At 39.4% G+C, this 20864-nt stretch carries 23 protein-coding genes; 17 read left to right on the top strand and 6 right to left on the bottom strand.

The features are described 5' to 3' along the window. The 8 genes from AB1488_06380 to AB1488_06345 all read left to right on the top strand — a co-directional run. The coding region (locus AB1488_06380) for a restriction endonuclease subunit S (GenBank protein ID MEW6409723.1) at positions 1–1258 on the top strand (1258 nt) is incomplete at its 5' end. A gap of 21 nt (positions 1259–1279) precedes the next feature. Next, positions 1280–1345 carry an NAD(P)-binding domain-containing protein gene (locus AB1488_06375; protein ID MEW6409722.1) on the top strand — a complete coding sequence of 22 codons (66 nt, stop codon included), beginning with the start codon at positions 1280–1282 and terminating at the stop codon, positions 1343–1345. An 81-nt stretch (positions 1346–1426) separates the two neighbouring features. Next, a complete protein-coding gene (locus tag AB1488_06370) occupies positions 1427–2164 on the top strand; it encodes a DUF3800 domain-containing protein (protein MEW6409721.1) in 738 nt (245 codons plus the stop codon). Next, positions 2164–2649, top strand: coding sequence for a hypothetical protein (locus tag AB1488_06365; protein ID MEW6409720.1), 486 nt, complete (start codon positions 2164–2166; stop codon positions 2647–2649). The genes AB1488_06370 and AB1488_06365 overlap by 1 nt, the downstream gene beginning before the upstream one ends. Continuing rightward, on the top strand, positions 2633–2980 hold the full coding sequence (locus tag AB1488_06360; protein ID MEW6409719.1) for a hypothetical protein: 348 nt from the start codon (positions 2633–2635) through the stop codon (positions 2978–2980). Before AB1488_06365 ends, AB1488_06360 begins: the two co-directional genes overlap by 17 nt. After that, positions 2977–3774 carry a pyrroline-5-carboxylate reductase gene (proC, locus tag AB1488_06355; protein MEW6409718.1) on the top strand — a complete coding sequence of 266 codons (798 nt, stop codon included), beginning with the start codon at positions 2977–2979 and terminating at the stop codon, positions 3772–3774. The genes AB1488_06360 and proC overlap by 4 nt, the downstream gene beginning before the upstream one ends. A gap of 18 nt (positions 3775–3792) precedes the next feature. Beyond that, positions 3793–4095: a YggT family protein gene (locus tag AB1488_06350; GenBank protein ID MEW6409717.1), complete on the top strand. Its 303-nt coding sequence runs from the start codon at positions 3793–3795 to the stop codon at positions 4093–4095. A gap of 3 nt (positions 4096–4098) precedes the next feature. Continuing rightward, the gene (locus AB1488_06345; GenBank protein ID MEW6409716.1) at positions 4099–4587 is read left to right on the top strand and encodes a DivIVA domain-containing protein; all 489 of its coding nucleotides are present in this window, start codon (positions 4099–4101) and stop codon (positions 4585–4587) included. A gap of 58 nt (positions 4588–4645) precedes the next feature. Here the strand turns inward: AB1488_06345 and AB1488_06340 are convergent, their stop codons facing one another. The 6 genes from AB1488_06340 to tgt all read right to left on the bottom strand — a co-directional run bounded on the left by AB1488_06340 (position 4646) and on the right by tgt (position 12638). Continuing rightward, entirely contained in the window at positions 4646–6781 is a 2136-nt protein-coding gene (locus AB1488_06340; protein ID MEW6409715.1) for a bifunctional (p)ppGpp synthetase/guanosine-3',5'-bis(diphosphate) 3'-pyrophosphohydrolase, read from the bottom strand. Positions 6782–6796: 15 nt separating this feature from the next. After that, positions 6797–8566 carry a single-stranded-DNA-specific exonuclease RecJ gene (gene recJ / locus AB1488_06335; protein MEW6409714.1) on the bottom strand — a complete coding sequence of 590 codons (1770 nt, stop codon included), beginning with the start codon at positions 8564–8566 and terminating at the stop codon, positions 6797–6799. A 12-nt stretch (positions 8567–8578) separates the two neighbouring features. Beyond that, positions 8579–9481 (bottom strand): protein translocase subunit SecF, encoded by a 903-nt coding sequence (secF, locus tag AB1488_06330; protein MEW6409713.1) that lies wholly within the window; start codon positions 9479–9481, stop codon positions 8579–8581. A gap of 11 nt (positions 9482–9492) precedes the next feature. After that, a complete protein-coding gene (gene secD, locus AB1488_06325; GenBank protein MEW6409712.1) occupies positions 9493–11133 on the bottom strand; it encodes a protein translocase subunit SecD in 1641 nt (546 codons plus the stop codon). Between the two features lie 6 nt (positions 11134–11139). Beyond that, positions 11140–11469: a preprotein translocase subunit YajC gene (gene yajC / locus AB1488_06320; protein ID MEW6409711.1), complete on the bottom strand. Its 330-nt coding sequence runs from the start codon at positions 11467–11469 to the stop codon at positions 11140–11142. 65 nt (positions 11470–11534) lie between these two features. After that, positions 11535–12638 carry a tRNA guanosine(34) transglycosylase Tgt gene (gene tgt / locus AB1488_06315; GenBank protein MEW6409710.1) on the bottom strand — a complete coding sequence of 368 codons (1104 nt, stop codon included), beginning with the start codon at positions 12636–12638 and terminating at the stop codon, positions 11535–11537. Between the two features lie 379 nt (positions 12639–13017). On the opposite strand from tgt, the gene AB1488_06310 reads away from it, so the two are divergent. The 9 genes from AB1488_06310 (at position 13018) to AB1488_06270 (ending at position 20806) form a co-directional block, all read left to right on the top strand. Then, positions 13018–13713 carry a hypothetical protein gene (locus AB1488_06310; GenBank protein MEW6409709.1) on the top strand — a complete coding sequence of 232 codons (696 nt, stop codon included), beginning with the start codon at positions 13018–13020 and terminating at the stop codon, positions 13711–13713. 78 nt (positions 13714–13791) lie between these two features. Continuing rightward, positions 13792–14367, top strand: a complete 576-nt coding sequence (locus AB1488_06305; GenBank protein MEW6409708.1) for a hypothetical protein — start codon at positions 13792–13794, stop codon at positions 14365–14367. A 138-nt stretch (positions 14368–14505) separates the two neighbouring features. Then, on the top strand, positions 14506–15543 hold the full coding sequence (locus tag AB1488_06300; GenBank protein ID MEW6409707.1) for a hypothetical protein: 1038 nt from the start codon (positions 14506–14508) through the stop codon (positions 15541–15543). A gap of 18 nt (positions 15544–15561) precedes the next feature. Continuing rightward, positions 15562–16581, top strand: coding sequence for an SIR2 family protein (locus tag AB1488_06295; GenBank protein MEW6409706.1), 1020 nt, complete (start codon positions 15562–15564; stop codon positions 16579–16581). Next, positions 16568–19399 (top strand): hypothetical protein, encoded by a 2832-nt coding sequence (locus AB1488_06290; GenBank protein ID MEW6409705.1) that lies wholly within the window; start codon positions 16568–16570, stop codon positions 19397–19399. Before AB1488_06295 ends, AB1488_06290 begins: the two co-directional genes overlap by 14 nt. Positions 19400–19406: 7 nt before the next feature. Further along, complete coding sequence (locus tag AB1488_06285; GenBank protein ID MEW6409704.1) at positions 19407–19529, top strand: hypothetical protein; 123 nt, start codon at positions 19407–19409, stop codon at positions 19527–19529. Next, positions 19526–19774: a ribbon-helix-helix protein, CopG family gene (locus tag AB1488_06280; GenBank protein MEW6409703.1), complete on the top strand. Its 249-nt coding sequence runs from the start codon at positions 19526–19528 to the stop codon at positions 19772–19774. The genes AB1488_06285 and AB1488_06280 overlap by 4 nt, the downstream gene beginning before the upstream one ends. Next, positions 19771–20181 (top strand): putative toxin-antitoxin system toxin component, PIN family, encoded by a 411-nt coding sequence (locus AB1488_06275; protein MEW6409702.1) that lies wholly within the window; start codon positions 19771–19773, stop codon positions 20179–20181. Before AB1488_06280 ends, AB1488_06275 begins: the two co-directional genes overlap by 4 nt. 7 nt (positions 20182–20188) lie before the next feature. Then, a complete protein-coding gene (locus AB1488_06270; protein ID MEW6409701.1) occupies positions 20189–20806 on the top strand; it encodes a DUF3800 domain-containing protein in 618 nt (205 codons plus the stop codon). Positions 20807–20864 lie beyond the last annotated feature (58 nt).

Genomic DNA, 20864 nt, shown 5'->3' with positions numbered 1-20864 from the left:
GTCAAGTTCAGCAACCACACTTGGAGATGTGTTAAAGCAGATAAAATACGGTATTTATGCAGAGCCGAACTATCAAGCAAAAGGAATCCCCTTTTTAAGGGCTTTAAACCTGAAGGAATACGGGATAGAGGACGAGATATTAAACCTTGCAGAAAGTGTAAGTGATGAAGTTAAAAATTATCTTCTTAAAGAAGGGGATGTTTTGATTGTTAGGAGTGGAGCTGGTGTTGGCGACGTTGGGTTGATAACAACTGAATTCGTTGGTGCAACTTTTGGTTCTTATACGATATTACTGAGGGTTGATAACAAAAGGATATCCCCTGAATATTTATACGCATTTTTAAAATCAAAATTCGGGAGGATACAGACAGAAAGATTATCAAGAGGTGCTGCACAACCTAATCTCAATATACCGATGATTAAATCAATTAAGATTCCCCTCACCTCTTCCTCCTTCCAATCCCATATAGAGTCCCTTGTAAGAACTGCTCATGAGAAGCGGAAAGAGGCACAAAGGAAACTTCAGGAGGCAGAGGAGATATTAGAGAAGGAGCTTGGTTGGAGGGAACTCGAATTAAATCATGATAAGGCATTTGAGGCAAGTTTTTCTCACCTTGAAAGACGTTTTGACCCCGAATATTTCAAGCCGAGATATGAGAAGATAAAAGAAGTCCTTCTTTTAAAGGATGCAAAATCCTTATCCGAAGCTGTTAAAGTCATTACTAAAAGGGCTGATTTCAGAAAGACACCTGATAAGACAATCAAATATGTTGCCATTGCCGATGTAGACCCTGAATCAAGCCAGATTGTATCTTATACAGAGATGCCCGCATATCAAGCTCCAAGCAGGGCTACTTATGAAATCAGAGAAGGTTATATCCTAACTGCTACTTCTGGAAATTCTACTGGCACAAAGAGGCATGCCTCATGTTTTGTGACAGCAAAGGAAGATGGTTTCATCTGCACAAATGGTTTGGTTCCATTACAGCCGAAAGAAGACACAGAGCCTCTTTATCTCCTCTTTTACCTTAAATCTCCTTTCTTTTTAGAGCAGGTTAAAAGAGAACTAACTGGAGCTGCTATACCTGCCATATCTCTTGAAGACTTGAAACAGGTTCTTGTCTATCTTCCAGAGTCAGCAATACAGAAAGAAATTGCAAAACTTGTGGAAATGTCAAATCATCTTCGCACAGAAAGCAGGAATTTAATTGAGCAAGCCAAAAAAGAGGTTGAAAAAATGATAGAAAGGTACTCATAAATTATTGAAGAAAGAGGCATCATGATCGGTTTTATAGGCGGTGGCAATATGGCAGAGGCTCTGATAAAGGGAATAGTTCGGAGTTAGGCCCCTTCGACAGGCTCAGGGCGAGGGTTCGGAGTGAAATGAGGGATCTGCTTATCAGGCAGAGGCTTGAGAAGACAGGGAGTGTGTAAAAAGAACCTCGAAAGGGAGAATGAATTCATGAGTGTATACAATATTTATTGTGATGAAAGCTGTCATCTTGAACATGATAAACAGCCGATTATGGTAATAGGTGGAATGTGGTGTCCGAAAGAAGATGTAAAAAGAATTTCAGATCAGATACGTGAAATTAAGAACAGGCACAAAGCCTGTGGAGAACTTAAATGGGTAAGAGTCTCCAAATCTCGACAGGATTTCTTTCTTGAAATTGTTGATTACTTTTTCAAAACACCATCTTTAAACTTCAGATGTCTTGTGGTAGATGATAAATCAAAGTTAAATCATGATTATTTCAATCAGGGAAGTCATGATTCATTCTATTACAAAATGTATTTTTATATGCTGCGCAATATTTTAAAACCAGAGCGCCGATATAATATATATCTGGACATCAAAGATACGCGAAGTGCACAGAAACTAGCTAATCTGAAAGATATTTTGTGCAATAATGTTTATGATTTTACTCGACAGATGATTAGCAATATTCAGAATATCCATTCCCATGAATCCGAGATACTTCAGTTGGCAGATTTATTTATTGGAGCAATAAGCTATTACAATCGTAATTTCTCGGTCAATATAGCGAAGAAGAGTGTAGTACAAATCATAATGAATAGTGTCGGTCAAAGTTTGAACCGTACAAGTCCTCCTTGGGTTGATAAGTTCAACCTGTTTATTTTTACCCCATCGGAGGTCTATTAATGAGTGATGTGCCATCATTTCTGCCACCAATGCTTAATCTCGATGGTAATTGGGACACCGTTCTCTCACGCTTGTATGCTGTTTTCATACGAGATTTTAAAGAATCACAGACATACCATCGTGGTATTAAGGTAATCTATGACGGCACGGTTAAAGCCGACGGATTGGGTAAAGAAGAAGGGTTTTGGCATGTAGTGAGCCAGTTCGATAATAATACTGGTGAACGGATTATTGATTATCCAAGAGCTAAGCGGCTTCCTTGGGCAAAGCCTTTGATGGAGAGTTCTGAAAGAGCCGAAATAAAAGTCTGGCAGTATAGAGAAGGAACAGCGGATAAAGGCTTGAGAACGTATATATGGCTTGAAGGCTATAATTATGCTATTATTTTGCAAAGAAAGAAGAATGTCTTCTACTGGGTTACCGCATTTTATGTGGAGTTATGGAAACAAAGAGATTTGAGAAGGAAATATGAAAACAGAATCTAAAAAACAGCGACCGCCTGTTCAGGCGGCCCCCGAGCTCCTTCTACCACGATTGGTAGATGAGCAAAAATCTTTAATGCATTTAAAGAGCGTGCCCTGTGGGCTTGTTACGCTATGGCTGTGGTTAACCTCCGGAAGAGACACTATAGACAACCCACAGCGGTCTTACCGCTCAATAACACTATACAAAATAATTTGTAGGATGTCAAATGAAAAAAGAAAAAGGATTCAAAAATTTAAAAATAGGCAAAAATATTTTAAAATAGACTTTCCAATGGAAGTAATTATACATAAAAGCACCATATTTAAAAAGGAAGTGGTGGAGGCACTATGATAGGTTTCATAGGTGGTGGGAATATGGCGGAGGCGCTAATAAAAGGGATAAGGGGCAAGGTGTTAGGTGCAAGTGAAGATATATTTGTGTCAGAGCCGAGGGAAGAAAGGAGAAAATACCTTGAACAGACCTATGGGATAAAAACAACACCTTCTAATAAGGATGTGGCATCGTCCTGCAATATAATAATCATTGCCGTAAAGCCCCAGAATATGGAGACAGTTCTTGATGAAATAGCAGATGATGTTACGGAGGAAAAGACAGTTGTATCAATAGCTGCAGGTATTACCTTTTCATACATTTCTTCGAGGCTTAAAACAAAAAGACTCATTAGGGTTATGCCAAATACACCTGCCATAGTTCAAGAAGGGATGTCAGTTATGTCCTTGTGTGAATGTTTTTCAGAAAGGGTAGCGATAGTAAGAGAAATTTTTATGTCGGTAGGAAGGGTTCTTGTGATGCCTGAAAAATATCTGGATGCTGTAACTGCCCTTTCAGGAAGTGGTCCTGCATTTATTTCACTTTTTATTGAGGCTATGGTTGAGGGTGGTGTAAAAATGGGACTCACAAGAGATGATGCCCTTGCCCTTGCTGTGCAAACAGCACTTGGTACTGCAAGATTGCTTGATACAGGTATGAGTCCATCCAAATTGAGAGAGATGGTAACATCTCCGGGTGGAACGACAGTAGCGGGATTGAAGGTTTTTGAGGACGAGGGATTTAAAGAGATAGTAATTAGTGCCATAGAAGCTGCAACGAAAAGGTCCAGAGAACTTGGAAAAATGAAAGAATAAGGGATAAGGAGGGGTACGATGTTTATATTATCTAATCTGATTGTAGCTGTGGCAAAGATACTGGATATTGTCTTGAGTATCTATATGTGGATAATAATCATTGCCGCACTTATCTCATGGGTCAATCCTGACCCATACAATCCAATTGTGAGATTTCTTTATGGTATAACAGAACCTGTATTGAGAAGGGTCAGGAGGATTATTCCGTTTGGTGGAATAGGTATTGATATATCTCCGATAATTGTTATTTTGATAATCCTGTTTTTGAAGTATTTTCTTATTTCATCGTTAATGGAATTAGGTTATATGAGTGGGAGGTGAAGAATGAAGATAACACCATTAGATATTCAGCAGAAGCAATTTCCATTGAAATTCAGGGGTTTTGATGTTGAGGAAGTAGATTCGTTTCTTGAGACGGTAAGAGAAGAGTTTGAATATCTCATCAGAGAAAATAACACTCTCAGAGAGGAGGTTGAGAGGCTTAAGCAGAGGCTTGAGGAATACAAAGAGAGCGAGGAATCACTGAAAAAGACATTAGTGACAACCCAGCAGATGGTTCAGGAGTTCAGAGAAAGTGCTAAGAAAGAGGCAGAAATCCTTATAAAAGATGCAGAGATGAAGGCAGAAAAGATGCTTGAACGGGCACAAACAAAGGCGATAAAGATACATGAGGATATCACAGATCTAAAAGGTATCAGAAAACATTTCAGGGAGGAAATGAAAAGACTTCTTGATAGGTTTTCTGCGATGCTTAAATATGACGAAGAAGAGGATGAAGAAGAAGAAAAGACCGAAGAACTTACAAAGGAATGATGCTGGACAAAAGACCGAAGAACTTACAAAGAAATGATGCTGGACCAGGAGATGTGCCTTATGCTGCCTTTACTCTCCTTACACTGATTACTCCTTCTACCTGGCTAACCTTTTTCATGATGTTCTGAAGGTGGCTAAGATCTCTTACCTCCACCGTGAAATTAAGGTATGCCTTCTTATCAGGCGTTGTGCTTGCTGAGGCATGGCTGATGTTTGCCTCTGCAGATGTGACAGCAGATGAGACATTTGCAAGAAGTCCCGGTTTATCAATTGTATAGACAGAGATTCTCACGGGGTGTGTTATTTCTTTGCCCTTTTCCCACTTAACATCAATAAGACGGTCCTTATCCAGAGCAAGTGCCCTTAGATTCTGGCAGTCATCCGTATGTATAGTAATTCCTCTTCCCCTTGTCACAAAGCCAATTATTCTGTCTCCAGGTAGGGGATTGCAACATCTTGAAAGATGAACCATAATATCTCCTGCACCATGTACACTGATACCTTTGGGTGTGCGCACGGGCTTTTTAAATCTTTTTGGTGGAATTTCTTCTACAATCTTTTCAGGGATAAGTCTGTTTACTACTTGATGACCTGAAAGCCTTCCATATCCTATTGCAACGAAGAGTCCTTCTAAATCCGATATACCAAATACCTTGACTACCTCAATGAGTTCTTTTGATTTGAGCGCTTCTACAGGGTTAAGATCATGTTTCTTGAGCTCTCTTTCAAGTATTTCCCTTCCGAGCTCTATGCTTCTTTTTCTCTCCTCTGCCTTAATCCATTGTTTAATCCTTGCTCTTGCTCTTGGTGTATTTACGAACTTTAGCCAGTCTCTGCTCGGCATATGTCCACTCTGTGTCTGTATCTCAACAGTATCACCATTCCTTAACTGGTGTCTCAGTGGTACGATCCTCCCACTGACTTTTGCTCCTACACAGCGGTGTCCCACCTCCGTATGGATGCTATAGGCAAAATCAACAGGGGTTGAGCCCCTCGGAAGCTCTTTTATATCGCCTTTTGGTGTGAATACATATACAACATCTGGGAAGAGATCAACCTTTATTGTTTCAAGAAAATCCCTTGCATCTGTGAGCTCGGTCTGGAGGTCAACGAGTTGCCTTAACCATGCAAACCGTTCCTTATCCTTCTCATTTATTGTTAGCTTCTCCTTATAACTCCAGTGGGCTGCTATTCCTTCTTCTGCAATCCTGTGCATCTCTTTTGTCCTTATCTGAAATTCTACTCTCTCGCCCCTCGGTCCTATCACAGTTGTATGCAGTGATTGATACCTGTTTGACTTGGGTACACCTATGTAGTCTTTAAATCTTCCTGGCACAGGTATCCACAGCGAATGTATCATCCCGAGTATTGCATAACAATCTGCCTTTGTCTCGGTGATTATCCTGAGTCCTGTTATATCGAATACCTCATTGAATGAGATACCCTGCTCACTCATTTTTCTGTAAATACTATAGTAGTGCTTAGGTCTACCTGTAACCTCTCCGTTGAGGTTATTCTTTGCAAGATTCTCCTTTACAATATTTATCAACTCTCTGACATAACCTTCTCTTTCTTCCTGTCTTTTTGCCACTTTACTGACAAGGTCATTGTATATCTCATGTTCAAGATATTGTAATGACAAATCCTCGAGCTCTATCTTCATCCATCCTATACCAAATCGGTTTGAAAGAGGTGCATATATATCCAGTGTTTCTTGAGCAATTGCCTTCTGTTTTGCAGGTGAAAGGTATTTCAGTGTGCGCATGTTGTGAAGTCTATCGGCGAGTTTTATCAGTATAATCCTTATATCCCTTGCCATTGCAAGGAGCATCTTTCTGAAGTTTTCTGCCTGCTGTTCTACTTTCGTTTTAAATTCTATCTGGGCTATCTTTGTTATTCCATCCACGAGAAAGGCGACATCCTCTCCGAACAATTCTCTTATCTCATCAATTGTGGTGGGTGTATCTTCCAGTGTGTCGTGAAGAAGACCTGCTACGATTGTTACAACATCAAGTTTGAGGTCAGCAAGTATGCCTGCGACCTCGAGCGGATGCATGAGGTAGGGTTCTCCCGAAAGTCTTACCTGTCCAATATGAACCTTTGCAGAATAGTTGTATGCCCTGTGAAAAAGTTCAACATTTGCATCGGGGTTATAAGATAGGATCTTCTGGACTATGTCTTCAGGGAGTATCATATTACAATTATAACATTAATCTGTATTCTGTGATAGCCTTATTGCCTTTATATTAATCTGTATCTGTTTTCCACCTTCCCAGTCATTCACCTGTGGTGTAAAGGCTGCGTCTATCTTTGAGAGATGCCCAATAGCAGACTCCAGACTCCAGACTCCAGACCCCAGACTATCATTTGATAGTGCATCTCTCATATCAAACCCTATGGCATCGAATACCGTTCCATCCTGTCTTAGTTTCATCTTTAAATGATTGTTTCCTACAATCTTTGGATATAATACCTCAAGTCCCTTTGCACCGAGTAGCGGCTCAGGGTTTCCATAGCCAAATGGGCTGAAGGAATTCAACTCATCTATAAGGGTGAAATTTATCTCTCTGAGTTTAACTCTCGCATCAATTTTGAGTTTGGGTATAAGGTCTTCTTCTGAGAGTGATTCCCTGACAATTCTATTAATCCATTTGCCAAAAGAAATAAAGTCTTCTTCTTTTACCTTTATACCAGCAGCTTGACTGTGTCCTCCAAACTTTATCTCTATCCCTCCCTCAATCTGTTTTAATCCCTCGCATATATGAAAAGGTGGAATACTCCGTGCAGAGCCTTTGCATATTCCCTCCTGCGTGACAAAAAGGAATGCTGGACGATAGAATTTTTCAACAAGCCTTGATGCTACGATTCCAATGACACCTGAATGCCATGAAGGAGAGGAGAGGACTATTGCATACCGTTCACCGTCCACCGTCCACTTTTCACCGTCTGTTATCATTGCCTTAGCCTTTTCGAATATCTCATTCTCTATCTGCTGGCGTTCTTTATTCCTTGCATCTAAAAATTTGGCTAATTCCTCCGCTTCATCCATATCTTCTGTCAGAAGGAGTTTGAGTGCTGAGGTTGCATCACCAAGTCTTCCAGCAGCATTTATCCTCGGTGCGATGATAAAGCCTACCATTCCTGATGTAATGGTCTTCCCCTCGATCCCAGAAATCCGTTTTATGGCTACAATACCAGCCCTTTTGCTCTCGGTAAGAAGATTCAGCCCTTCAGAGGCAATTATCCTGTTTTCACCTATAAGCGGCACTACGTCTGCTATTGTTCCTATGGCTGCAAGGTCTAAATATTCCTCCCAACTCCGAACTCCGAACTCAGAACTCAGAGCCTGGGTAAGTTTGAATACTATTCCTGCACCGGCAAGTTCCTTAAAGGAATAAATAGAGTCTTTCCTGTTTGGATTTACTACCGCTGCTGCAGGTGGAAGGACATCTGTTACATGATGATGGTCAGTGATGATTACATCTATGCCGAGAGTATTTGCAAGTGATACCTCATCTATCGCTGTTGTTCCGCAATCTACTGTTATAATAAGACTTACGCCTTCTGATTTAATCCTCTTTATCACATCGGTGTTAAGTCCGTATCCTTCCTTCAGTCGATGAGGGATGTAATATGAACAATCCGCCATTGAGCCGAGCCGAAATGCTGAGTCTTTGAGCATGTGAATAAGAATGGCTGTTCCGGTAATACCATCAACATCATAGTCTCCATATACAACGATTTTTTCATTTCGTTTAATGGCGGTTACTATCCTTTTAGTAGCAGTATACATATCAGGTAGCAGAAATGGATCATGCAGGTTTTCAATATATGGATTCAAGAATTCGGCTACTGCACGGGGAGTCTCAATCCCCCTGTTTATTAACACCTGAGCAAGGACAGGAGAGAGTCTTGCTTCCTGTGAGAGCCTCGATTGTAGTCCTGTGTTTACCCTTGGTATAACCCATCGTCTTTTCATCTCGAACTTTGCTTATTTTCTCAACCTTCCTTTCCAGACGACAAGGATGGGGCTGGCGATAAATATGGATGAGTATGTTCCGATAGCAATACCTATAAGGATGGCAAATGCGAAGTCGTGTATGACCTCTCCACCGAAAAAGAAAAGTGCGGTAGCGGCGAGAAAGGTTGTTCCTGCTGTAATGATAGTTCTGCTCAGCACCTCATTTATGCTCGAGTTTATAACAAGAGGTATCGGTTCTTTATATCTCAGTTTCATATTTTCTCTTATACGGTCGAATACAACAACGGTATCTGTAAGGGAGTAACCTGCAATTGTCAGGAGTGCAGTGATAAGTAAAAGATTTATCTCCTTATTCATGATGTAAAATACCCCCAAGACGAAAAGGACATCATGGAATGTTGCGATTGTTGCTGCGACACCGAATTTGAACCGAAATCTCCAGGCGATATAAATAAGTATACCTGCAGTTGCGATTGCCACTGCGATGAGGGCATCCTTCTGAAGGCTTTTACCTATCTTTGGACCTATCTCTGTAGTGCTATCAACTACGAACTTTGTTCCTGAAAAGCCCTCTGAAAATATTCTAACAATATTCTCTGAAACCTTGCCAGTCTCTATGTCTGACTTTTTTATCCTGATCAGCAGTTTATTTTCTGCTGGGAAGTCCTGCAAATCTACATCTTTGAGACCACTCTGCTCGAGTATCTTTCTTGCATGATCCATGGGGATAGGTTTTTCAAACTTGAGATGGACAGAGGTGCCACCTGAAAAGTCTATGCCGAGATTTATTGCCCCCCTTGCTATCTGTATAAGTGCAACTATACCAATTGCTATAAATATACCAGATGCCATAAAAGCGATGTTTCTCTTGCCTATGAAATCTATCTTTGGAGTTTTGATTATTTCAAACACTAATTTTACCCTCAGATACTCAATCTCTTCAACGCCCTTTTACTTGTAATCAAATCAAACACAACCCTTGTACCCATCATAGATGTAAAGAGATTTATCATTACACCGAGGCTCAGGGTTACAGCAAAACCCTTTATCGGTCCTGTGCCGAACTGAAAGAGCACCGCTGCTGTGATAAGTGTTGTCACATGAGAGTCAACGATTGTGAGAAATGCCTTTTTGTATCCTGCATCTATTGCCGCCCTCACGGTCTTTCCCAACCTGAGTTCTTCACGAATCCTTTCAAATATAAGGACATTGGCATCTACAGACATCCCTATGGTGAGTATTATGCCAGCTATACCAGGTAAGGTGAGTGTTGCATTAAACCATGCTAAAGCACCAAGGAGGATTATCACATTTAAAAAGACTGCAAAATCTGCTATTACCCCTGAAAGCCTGTAGTATATCACCATGAATAGAATAACCGCTATTGCCCCGATCATCCCTGCCTTAACACCTGCGTCTATAGAATCCTGGCCGAGTGATGGTCCAACAGTCACATTCTGAAGCATATTTATAGGGGCAGGGAGTGCACCAGCCCTCAGCACGATTGCGAGATCCTTTGCTTCATTTTCAGTAAATCTACCTGTTATCTGGGCATGTCCTCCTGCAATTCTCTCCTGGATTACAGGTGCTGAGTAAATGTTATTATCAAGTATGATTGCCATCCTCTTTTTCACATTTTCACCTGTAACCCTCTCAAATATCTTTGCCCCTTCGCTATCAAAAGATACTGAAACATAGGGCTCATTATATCGTGTATCTATATTTACCCTTGCTTCTGTAAGCACATCTCCTGTGAGGACAGCCCTTTTCTTTGCAAGATATGGCCTTTTAGACACCCTCCCTGTCTCTTTATCTACGACCCTTTCAAATAGTATCTCATCTCCCTCCGGTATTCTGTCTTTAAATTCTGATAGAAGTTTTTCTTCCCCACCTGATGGTATACTTGCCGGTAACTGTGCTGCCACAGGGCTTTCTTCATCAAGAAGTTTGAACTCAAGCAGTGCAGTCTTTCCTATAAGGTCAATTGCACGTTGGGGGTCCTTTATACCTGGCAACTGCACAACTATCTGATTTGTTTCCTGTCTGTGTATTACAGGTTCGGCAACACCAAACTGATCAATACGGTTTCTTATGGTCTCGAGTGCCTGTTCTGTTGCGGTCTCTTTTATTTTTTCTGATTCTTTGTCTGCAAGGATCAGATTGAGTCTACTTTTCCCCGCATCTTTTATTCGGAGTGATGGATAATTATTCTCTACCACCTTCTTTATCTGTGTTGATGATTCAGAGGGATGTGTTATTTCAATACCGGTAAATCCTGACCTTTTAATTGCTGTAAATCGTATCTTCTTTTCGGTAAGGAGTTGACGGATACCACTTGCAGTCCTTTCAACAGCGGAGTCGACAGCCTTTTCTCCATCTACCTCAAAGACAAGATGCATACCTCCCTGAAGGTCGAGTCCAAGTGTTATTCCACGATTCGGGAGGTTTTTCCCCCACCATTCAGGCATCGCCTTGAATACAGGCGTTGATGGCAGGAAAAATATTATTGCGAAAATGACTACTGCACCGATGAGTGAAAACCTCCAGCGCAGGCCTTTCTTCATTTATATTCAGTCCTCCTCACTTTCAGCCCTTAATCCTGCGATTGCATTTCTGCTCATCTTTACCTTTACATTATCTGCTATTTTCAGTGTAACTGTTGATTGTGAAAGATACTCGATGGTTCCGTATATGCCCCCACTTGTAACGACCTTATCGCCTTTCTTGAGGTTACCGAGCATTTCCGCATGTCGTCTCTGTTTTTTCTGCTGGGGTCGAATCAGAAGAAAATAGAATATCACAAATATCAGTATAAGAGGAAACATCTGGACAAAGAATCCAGCCGCACCTCCTGCTTCCTGGCCACCACTTCCAGCTGCATAGACTATATCGGCAAACATATATACATCCTCCTTTCATTAATTAGGGAGATAATTCTCCTGTGGGATTGATTGGTTAATATAAACTAAATCGACTGATAAATCAACCATCTCTTTCCTTCAACGATTGCATTCCTTATCTCCCTTAAAATATTTATATAATACCACAAATTGTGAATGGTGTTCAATCTGAGTGCAAGTATCTCCTCAGACATGAAGATGTGTCTGAGATACGCCTTTGAGTAGTTTCTGCATGTATAACAACCACACGCTGGATCAAGAGGCTCTGAGTCATATGCGTATCTTTCATTTCGGATGCTTATCTTTCCATTTGATGTAAATAGTGTTCCATTCCGTGCGTTTCTTGTTGGCATGACACAGTCAAAAAGGTCAATCCCTGCTGATACAGCTATCGCAATATCCTCTGGTGTGCCTACGCCCATAAGATACCGCGGTTTATCTTCTATCAGTAAAGGTGCTGTGAAATTGATAATCTCAAACATTTTCTCCTTCGGCTCTCCAACACTCACACCGCCTATAGCATAGCCATCGAACCCGAGCAAAGAGATCTCTTCGGCAGACTGTCTTCTGAGCTCGGGAAACATTCCACCCTGAACTATACCGAAGAGTGACTGGTCATTTCGAAATTTTGCCTTTATGCATCTCTTTGACCATTCTGTTGTAATCCGCAAAGAATTTAAGGTGTATTCGTATGTGGATGGATAGGGTGTGCAGTCATCAAGTGCCATTATAATATCACCACCGAGTGCCTCCTGAATCTCGATAGATTTTTCAGGGGTAAAAAGATGGGTTCTACCATCGATGTGAGAACGGAAGGTAACACCTTCTTCGCTTATCTTTCTGAGTTCTCCGAGGCTGAATACCTGAAAGCCACCACTATCGGTGAGTATTGGAGAATTCCAGTTCATAAAATGGTGTAGTCCACCAAGGCTTGCAATCAATTGATGCCCTGGTCTCAGATACAGATGATATGTATTACAGAGGATTATCTCTACCCCAATCTCATATAGTTCCTCAGGAGTTACAGTCTTTACAGTAGCGTGAGTCCCCACAGGTATGAAGGCGGGGGTGTTAATTACGCCGTGAGGTGTTACAATCCTCCCAAGACGGGCGTTGCTGGTTGTGTCCTTTTTTATTATCTCGAAGTTGAATTTAGTCTCTGCAATCATTTACCCCGCACCACGCCAGAATGCCCCTCCTTTTAAGGCGGGGATGAACCCCGCACTGTTGATATAGTGCGGGGTGAATGGCATAAAAGTTTTCCTCTTACAGCAGTCCCCGCAGCTCGCGTGAGCGGGGTGCGGAGTTTAACAATCAAGGTTAAGGAAAATAATTCTTTATGTCAATAAAAATCAGGACAGAAATCCCATTTTTCATTTCATTTTCCTTAAATCTTAAAAAATTTTTGGATAAACAGTCTAATAGTATGGTAAAATTAAATATCAGTATTCTGTCTATAAATCAATACATTTTGAATACAGGATTAGACAAATATAAATATATGCGACTGGAAAGATTTTTTTTCGGAGATATTTTTGAGTGAAATATATGGACATACAAGAATACGTTCAAAAAATTGTCCCGAAAATCGACTCGCCTGAAAAGGTTTATGAGCTGTTCCGCTCCCTCGGCTATCAGAAAGACAAGCTCCTCGATGCCTCCTACAAAAGAAAGATAGATGAGTTCGAGTTTGCAAAAGAGGAAAGGGAGAAGGTCAAGGACATCTATACAGTCTTTAATTATGACGGCAAACTTCAGATATCCCTCATAGAAGCAAAGAGTCTTTCAGTTCCGCTATGTTCAGACCGTTGCTTACATAGAATCTTCCCGAAGCATCATGACTATGCCTATTTTGCAGCTATTCTTAATAGCACATTATCATGGTTTTTAATTTCACTTATGGGGCGGGCAGGATTAGGGCAAGGTGCTTTGAAATACGAGGCAAAAGATGCCAAGAATCTTTTTGTATTTGACCCTTTAGCTTTTCCTTCTAACAAGAAGCAAATGCTTATAAAATCCTTTGAGAAGATGGGTAAAAGAACAATTGGTAATGTTTACGAGGAACTCGGTATTAATCCCGCCCGTCCCATCCGTGAGCAAAAGCCGAATCCTCTGCCTGACCGCAAGGCGCTTGATGATATTGTCTTTGATATTCTCGGTCTGACAGAAGACGAGCGGAACGAAGTTTACTGGGCCGTCTGCGAACTCGTCAAAAATCGGTTTGAAAAGGCAAGGAGTGTGTGAGGGAAGTCTGACTAATAAAATGTTACATGAACTCTACAGCTTCACCCTAGACAATGTCGCTATTGTGGATGGTAATTAATGAAGGAGATAATTGTTTGGGTTAATGCCAATTCAGGATTCTTGAGCCTTATATTTTCTTTTATGGTTGCAACTGCTACTGTTACTTATGTGATATTTACAATAAAATTAGCAAATGAGACTAGAAGATTAAGAAAAGCCCAAACTGAACCGTTAGTCTCTGTAACTATAGAGCCATTGGAGCCACATATAAATTTCATGGAACTTAGGGTCCAAAACGTTGGGCTGGGTCCTGCTTATAACCTTGCCTTCAAAATTACACCAGATGTATCTATCGGAAATGAGTTGCTTAATAAGAGAACACCTCTTAATGGCCTAAATTATTTAAGACCTGGGCAAGCCATTTCGTCATTTCTTTGCAGGTGGAACGAGTTTAATCCAAAGGAGTTTACGGTTAGAGCAATGTATAAAAACAGTGAAGGTAAATTATTAGAAGAAACCTTTGATATAAATCTGAACCAATACGATGGATTGCACCGGCTTGGTAAGCCTACGTTGGTGGAAATTGCAGATAATATCCTAGAAATTAATAAGACATTACAGAAATTGACACAATTAATTTCTAAAAGGCAGTAGATACCCATGGGCAAGCGATGGAACTCTGATATGGTATTAGAGAGGAGGTAATGAAATCCTACAAATGTCATAACGAATTCTATTCGGCAGGTCTTCGATTCAGTTAACAACAGACTTGAGAAGGTAAGGGGTGTACGAGTGGAAGATTATATAAACATTGCAAGAAAAATATTTTCCGGTACCAGATATGAAGCTTCAGAGGAAGATATAGAAAGACTTGCCTATAACATGACTCTCCTTAAAAAGAGAGGTCTTGACAATCTCAATCAACGGTTAATCAATAGTGGAAGGGGTGTTTGGGCTACAATTGCAGAGCATAATTTTGCTGTAATGTTGGTTTCTCAGTACCCCTCTTCAGTTCCGATAAGCTATGAACCTGGTATCGAAGCACGGCGGCCACCGGATTTGAAAGTTGAGATAGAAAATATTACCTATTGGATACAGATAAAAGACCTCTCTAAGTTGGAAAGAGAAAACAGGCAAGACAAATTAATACAACAAATTAAAGCGAAAGCAAAGGAAATTAAAGTTGGAAGATTTTTCAGTTGCATATTGTCAGATGACTTTAAAGAAGACTATCTACCTGAGCTTATTGACTTCATGAAAGATAAAGCGGCGTCTGCAGATGAAGGGAAAAGTTTCCTTTTTACAGGTCAGAAAAATCAAAAAGTTAAAATTGAGTTTTGGTCGCCAGGAAAGATAGCGTTATCTGAATTGACTCTTGGGTATGCTGGCGACTTAGAGATATTAGAAATAACTGGACTGTCAAAAGAGCAGATAAAACAGAGCCTTATTAATGCGGCGGGAGCATTTAATTGGGAAGCAGACAAGAGCAATATCAACCTCACAGTTATGGAAGCTGATAACAAGGAAGATATAGATATCTGTGATGCTCTTTTTGGAACAGAGTTCGAAATAATCGATAGTGAAAAACAAACATGGAGCAGAAAGAATGACGGTTTACTCAACGAATGTGATTTTCGAAAGAAGGTCGCTGGGGTAATTGCAATTAAAAGAAAAGAGAAATGGCGCCCTGTTTCTGACTATAACATGATTTTATATATGAACAATAGCTTTAAACATCTGCTCAGTGATATAACGAAACTTTTCAATTTTGACATGGTTGTTTATAACAACATGAGACCACGAATGGGTCATGGGAATTTTGAATTATGAGAAAAATATTGCGAAGTTATGGAGAGTTCAGTGATGAACCATAAGGGTGCTCTGTCTATAGATGAGATTAACAGGAAGCTCCAATTCCAGAAAGATGATTTCCCTGACTTACATCAAGCAGCAAAAAATGAAAGTATCATTTTTTTTATAGGAGCAGGTGTTTCTAAATTATATGGTTGTCTTCTTTGGGATGAAATGGCTATTGCCTTAGTAAAAAAACTTCGAGAATCAAACATTTTGACTTATGCTGAAGAGGATATTCTATTAAAAGATGCGAGTACGAATCCACGGAAAGTCATAAGTATTTGTCATAGGAAATGCAACAAAAGTAATAAGTTAGATATATACGTACAGGTAATACTAGATTCTGTAGCAATAAAAGATTTTAGCAAAGTTCAGAATATCTATAAAAAAATATTCTCAATCAAAGCGACAGCACATATGACTACTAACATAGATCGCGGATTAAAGGACTTCGTTTCATCAATTCAGGACGTCGGTAAAAATATGAAAATTTACAACTGCACGCTACCTGATGACCAAGAAAGGATGAAACAAGCGAATTACAACGTATTTAAAGACGGGAATATTATTTATCTACATGGGAATGTCGAGAACATTCAGGAATGTGTCTTACCGGTTGAAAAATATTTATCTCATTATAGTGACAAGAACTCTTCTTTGAATGAATTATTCTCGAGAGTAGAAACAATGAAGGGTATCATCATTTTTTTGGGATATGGATTAAATGAGTGGGATATAATTGAAAGAATTTATAAAATTAAAAGCTTTTCTATTGAACGTGTAGCTTATCTTTTGAGCCCTATTTTTACCCATGAAATAACAAAATTCAAACTTGAAATGGACTACTATAAATCGTTTGGAGTTGAACCTATCCCGTATATAATTGATGAGGAGAATTATGAGAAAATACATTTTGTTCTGGATAACTTGGCAACTGCATTGGATAAGAGCATCCCAAGTCCTTATGAAATTATTTCAGAAATTGAAGAGATAGGAAAGTATGCTGAGCAATAAAAAATTAGAACTTCTAAATAGAATCCAAAAAAAAGCTGTAAATGAGGATAAGTTTTTTGAAAAAAGATCTGAACTTGAATGGTTTGATGAGCTAAAAAAACGAGGCTATTTTAATCCTAATCCTGATACATGTCCACAGGAAGCCAAGGAGAAAGGGTATTATTCTATCCCTCAATGGAATGTCCTATCTTATCTGGAAAAAGTTTCTCAACAAGCAAATGCGCCAGGTAACGAGAAATACATTGACGAACTGTTGGGAATAATCAAGGAAGTATCAAATTATAGGGATTCTACTGGTCAACATATAGACAACTACCGCACATGGTTTTATTTCGTGAAAATCCTTTGCAATATCCCAAATGACAAAATACCTATTGATATTATTAACCTGATTCCCATCTGGCTTGATTCTAAGTTTGACACTATGCTGCAGGGAGCAGAAGTTGCGACAAAATTACTACCTAAATTCCTCACCAATAATCTAGAGGATATCAGGAAAGCAGAGAAGATCGTTGATTTTGTTACAGCATTCAAACCAATCCCATTAAGTGAAGAACGAGCAAAGTTGCTCGGCAAAAAAGAAGAGAATAAACTTGTCATAGACTCGCACTGGTTAAAAGAAGCTTTTAAGAAATACTCGGATGTAATAGGAGAAAAATGCACGGTTAAAGTTGTTGAAGATTTAACAAAGAAAATAAAAAGCATTCTTAAAAGCGAAGAGGATGAAACTTACTATTCATTTTATGATGAAAGAGATCACCATGTCACCGAACCGCTGGAGATGCTTACTTTTATTCTCAAGAGGGTTTTACTTGCGAAAGCCAAAAGTGATGTAACTACTGCCAGAATAACATTGAAGCAATTTATTGAAGATAAATATCTCTACTTTCCCAAGATGGCGATTTATGTTATGGGCCAGAATATGGACAAATACAATGAATTATGCTGGGAAATATTAAAATCAGAAAAAGGCGACCTCTTGATGGAAAAGACTTTATACTTTGGAGATGAATTAAAGCACCTATTGGAAAATCTTCAAATCTTAACAGACAAGCGAAGAAAGATACTTAACGAAAAAATTATGAAGGCTTCGAAAAAATACGATTTCAAGGAAGATACTGAAAGATATACTGCTCTGTCTAAACAGGAAATATACAGGGCGCTTTCCCATGACCAATATTTTAAAAATCTGTATGATGAGATGAAAGAAATAACGAATGTAGATGCAGAGCTGCACCCGGCTGTAGGAAAAGTTGAAACTCGATGGGGCCCGGGGCCGTCTCCAGTCACAAAAGACGAAATAATAAAAATGTCTAACGACAAGCTTGCAGAGTTTCTTGCAGAATTCCGGACAAAAGATTCGTGGAGGGGACCGACTGTCGGCGGGCTTTCTGACCTTATGGCTGAAGTTGCCAAAGAAATGCCCGAGAAGTTTGTAGAAGATTTCACTCCTTTTAAAGATACTGGTTTTATTTATATTTACGAAATGTTGAAGGGGATAAAAGATGCCTGGAATGAAAAGAAAATTATAGATTGGAATAAGGTATTCGATTTCATCATTCCTTATATAAACAGAAAAGAATTCTGGGAAGATAAATTGATAGTTGAAAAGAATGAATGGTTAGGCGGAGCAAATCATCAATGGATCGCCGGAATAGTTTCCGAACTTATACAGGACGGAACAAGAGATGATGTGTGGGCATTCCCTGAACAACACTTTGAGAAAGCAAAGGAGATTGTCTTTCTGCTATTGGATAATCTGAATGCTGAGGAAGATAAAGAAATAACTGATTATGTTACTTACACATTAAATACAGCTTTCGGCAAGGCAATAACTGCTCTTATCCTGCTCTCTTTAAGAATAGCCCGTGTCAATGATAAAAAGGGGATTAAGAGTGATATAAAATGGTCATCTAAGTTTAAAGAAAAGTACGAGAAAATATTGAAGAATAAAATTATTGAAGGATTTACAAACCTTGGACGCTATATGCCTAACTTTTATTATTTAGACAAGGAATGGGTCAAAGAGAAGATTAAATCCCTTGAAAATGAAAAAGGCACTAAATACTGGGAAGCTTTTATAGATGGCTACCTTTCTATTGGAAGAGTCTATGATGACCTCTATGATTTGATGAGACCACATTATCAGTATAGCGTTGATTATGATTTTAAAGAGAAGAGAGACAATGAACATTTAGTTCAGCATATCGCTTTGGGCTATTTGAGAAAACATGAGTCAATTTCTGAGAAAGAGAGCTTGTTTAAACAAATACTAGATAAGTTTAAATATGACCAGATTGAGGATATTATCGATTTCTTCTGGATACAGAGAGGATATCTTGGAGAACAAACTGAGACAGATGAAGATATCAGAAAAGGGATTATCGAGTTCTGGAGATGGCTATATGAAAAATATAAGGGAAAAGAGTCTTTAAAGGAAGAAGATAAGAAAATCCTATCAAATGCAGCAAAATTGGCAACAATACTCCCCCGAATTGATAAGGAAAACTTTGAATGGTTAAAGTTATCAGCACCCTATGTTCATGAAGATTTTAATTCACCTTTCTTTATTGAATATTTAGATGAACTCAAAGATAAAGGCGATAGCAAAGAAACAGCTAAATACATTGGCGAAATCTTTTTAAAGATGCTTGAAAAGTTTACCCCCGACTACGACAAGAAACATATCCGCTCAATAGTGGAATTCCTGTGTATGTCAAACAACACAGAAAATGCCCGAAGGATATGCAATATCTACGGTCAAAGAGGTTATGAGTTCCTAAGAGAAATTTATGAGAAATGTCCTGATAAACAATAGGAGATAAATGCTATATCTGTACCTTGATGAAAGCGGGGATTTGAAGGCAAAGAATGCGCAGGGGGTAGTTGACTACAGTATATATGTGATATACAATATATACAAATATATTACGGAGGTAAAAACATGACAACGCAGATGATTATAAGGATAGATGATGAGATTAAGAACAGGCTTAACAAACTCGCACGACTTGAAGGCAAAACAACAAGCGAAATGGTCAGGGAACTGATAGAAGAACGCATTAAAGAACGTGATATCGGCGTATACGTTGATGACCTCTGGAACAGAATCGGGAAGAAATTGAAATCAAAAGGCACAACACCTGCAGCGATAGAGAAGGCAATAAAGGCGTCGCGGAAAAAACAGGGATGAAGTTAGTTATTGATACAAATGTCTTCGTCTCATCTTTTTTCGGCGGCAACCCGAAGAAGATCATAGACCTGTGGAAAAAAGAAAAAATAACACTTTGCCTGTCTAACGCTATTCTTGATGAATATATAGATGTCCTCGGCAGAATCGGCATGAGGGACGAAGCTGAACTTGAAGAACTATTGTCCCTTTTCTCAAAAGGTCTTAATATCCTGTTTACCACAAAAACACCAAGGATAAAGATTGTCAAGAATGATCCCGATGATGATAAGTTCATCGAATGCGCTGCGGCATTAGGGGCAGACGTTGTTATAACAGGCGACAGAGAAGTCCTTGCCATAAAGGAATATATGGGTATCAAGATATTAACACCGCAACAGTTTCTGGAAACACATGCAAGCAGGACATAGGAGATAAATGCTTTATCTTTACCTTGATGAAAGCGGCGATTTGGGGTTTGATTTTTTTGCCAAAAAACCATCGAAGTATTTTACTATTACTGTAATGCTGGTGCAGGGTATGGAAAATAGAAAAAAGATAGCCAAGGCTGTAAGGAGAACACTACACAATAAACTACCTAAAAGTGAAGGGACTGAATTAAAAGGTTCAAAACAATCTATAGAGGTTAAGAGATATTTTTATAGGCATGTTGAATCTGTTCCCCTCGAACTTTACGCCCTCACACTAAATAAAAGGCGTGTATATGATTACCTGTCACAGAATAAAGACAGAGTTTACAATTTTATCGCTCGAAAAGTTCTGGACGTCATTCCTTTTACAGACGCCTCAACAAGAGTCAGCCTTGTTATCGACAGGAGCAAAAGCAAGAAGGAAATAAAGGAGTTTGATGACTACTTAATCCGGCAATTAAGCGGCAAAATAGAACCACGAATACCGCTGGATATAGACCACCACCTTTCCCATGAAGATCTTCCTCTTCAGGCAGTTGATTTGTTTTCTTGGGGGATATTTGTCAAGTATCAGCTTTATTCCCCACCCCGGTATCAGATTTATTCCCCACTTTTTCCAGGTTAAATTATAAAACTCGTCCTGAAGCTTTGTCCATAATTATCACAAAATAATTTCACCCCCT

It is taken from the genome of Nitrospirota bacterium, from assembly GCA_040756155.1.
Classification (GTDB): domain Bacteria; phylum Nitrospirota; class Thermodesulfovibrionia; order JACRGW01; family JBFLZU01; genus JBFLZU01.
The sequence above is the reverse complement of the archived record's forward strand: the minus strand, read 5'-3'. Positions and strand labels throughout refer to the sequence as shown.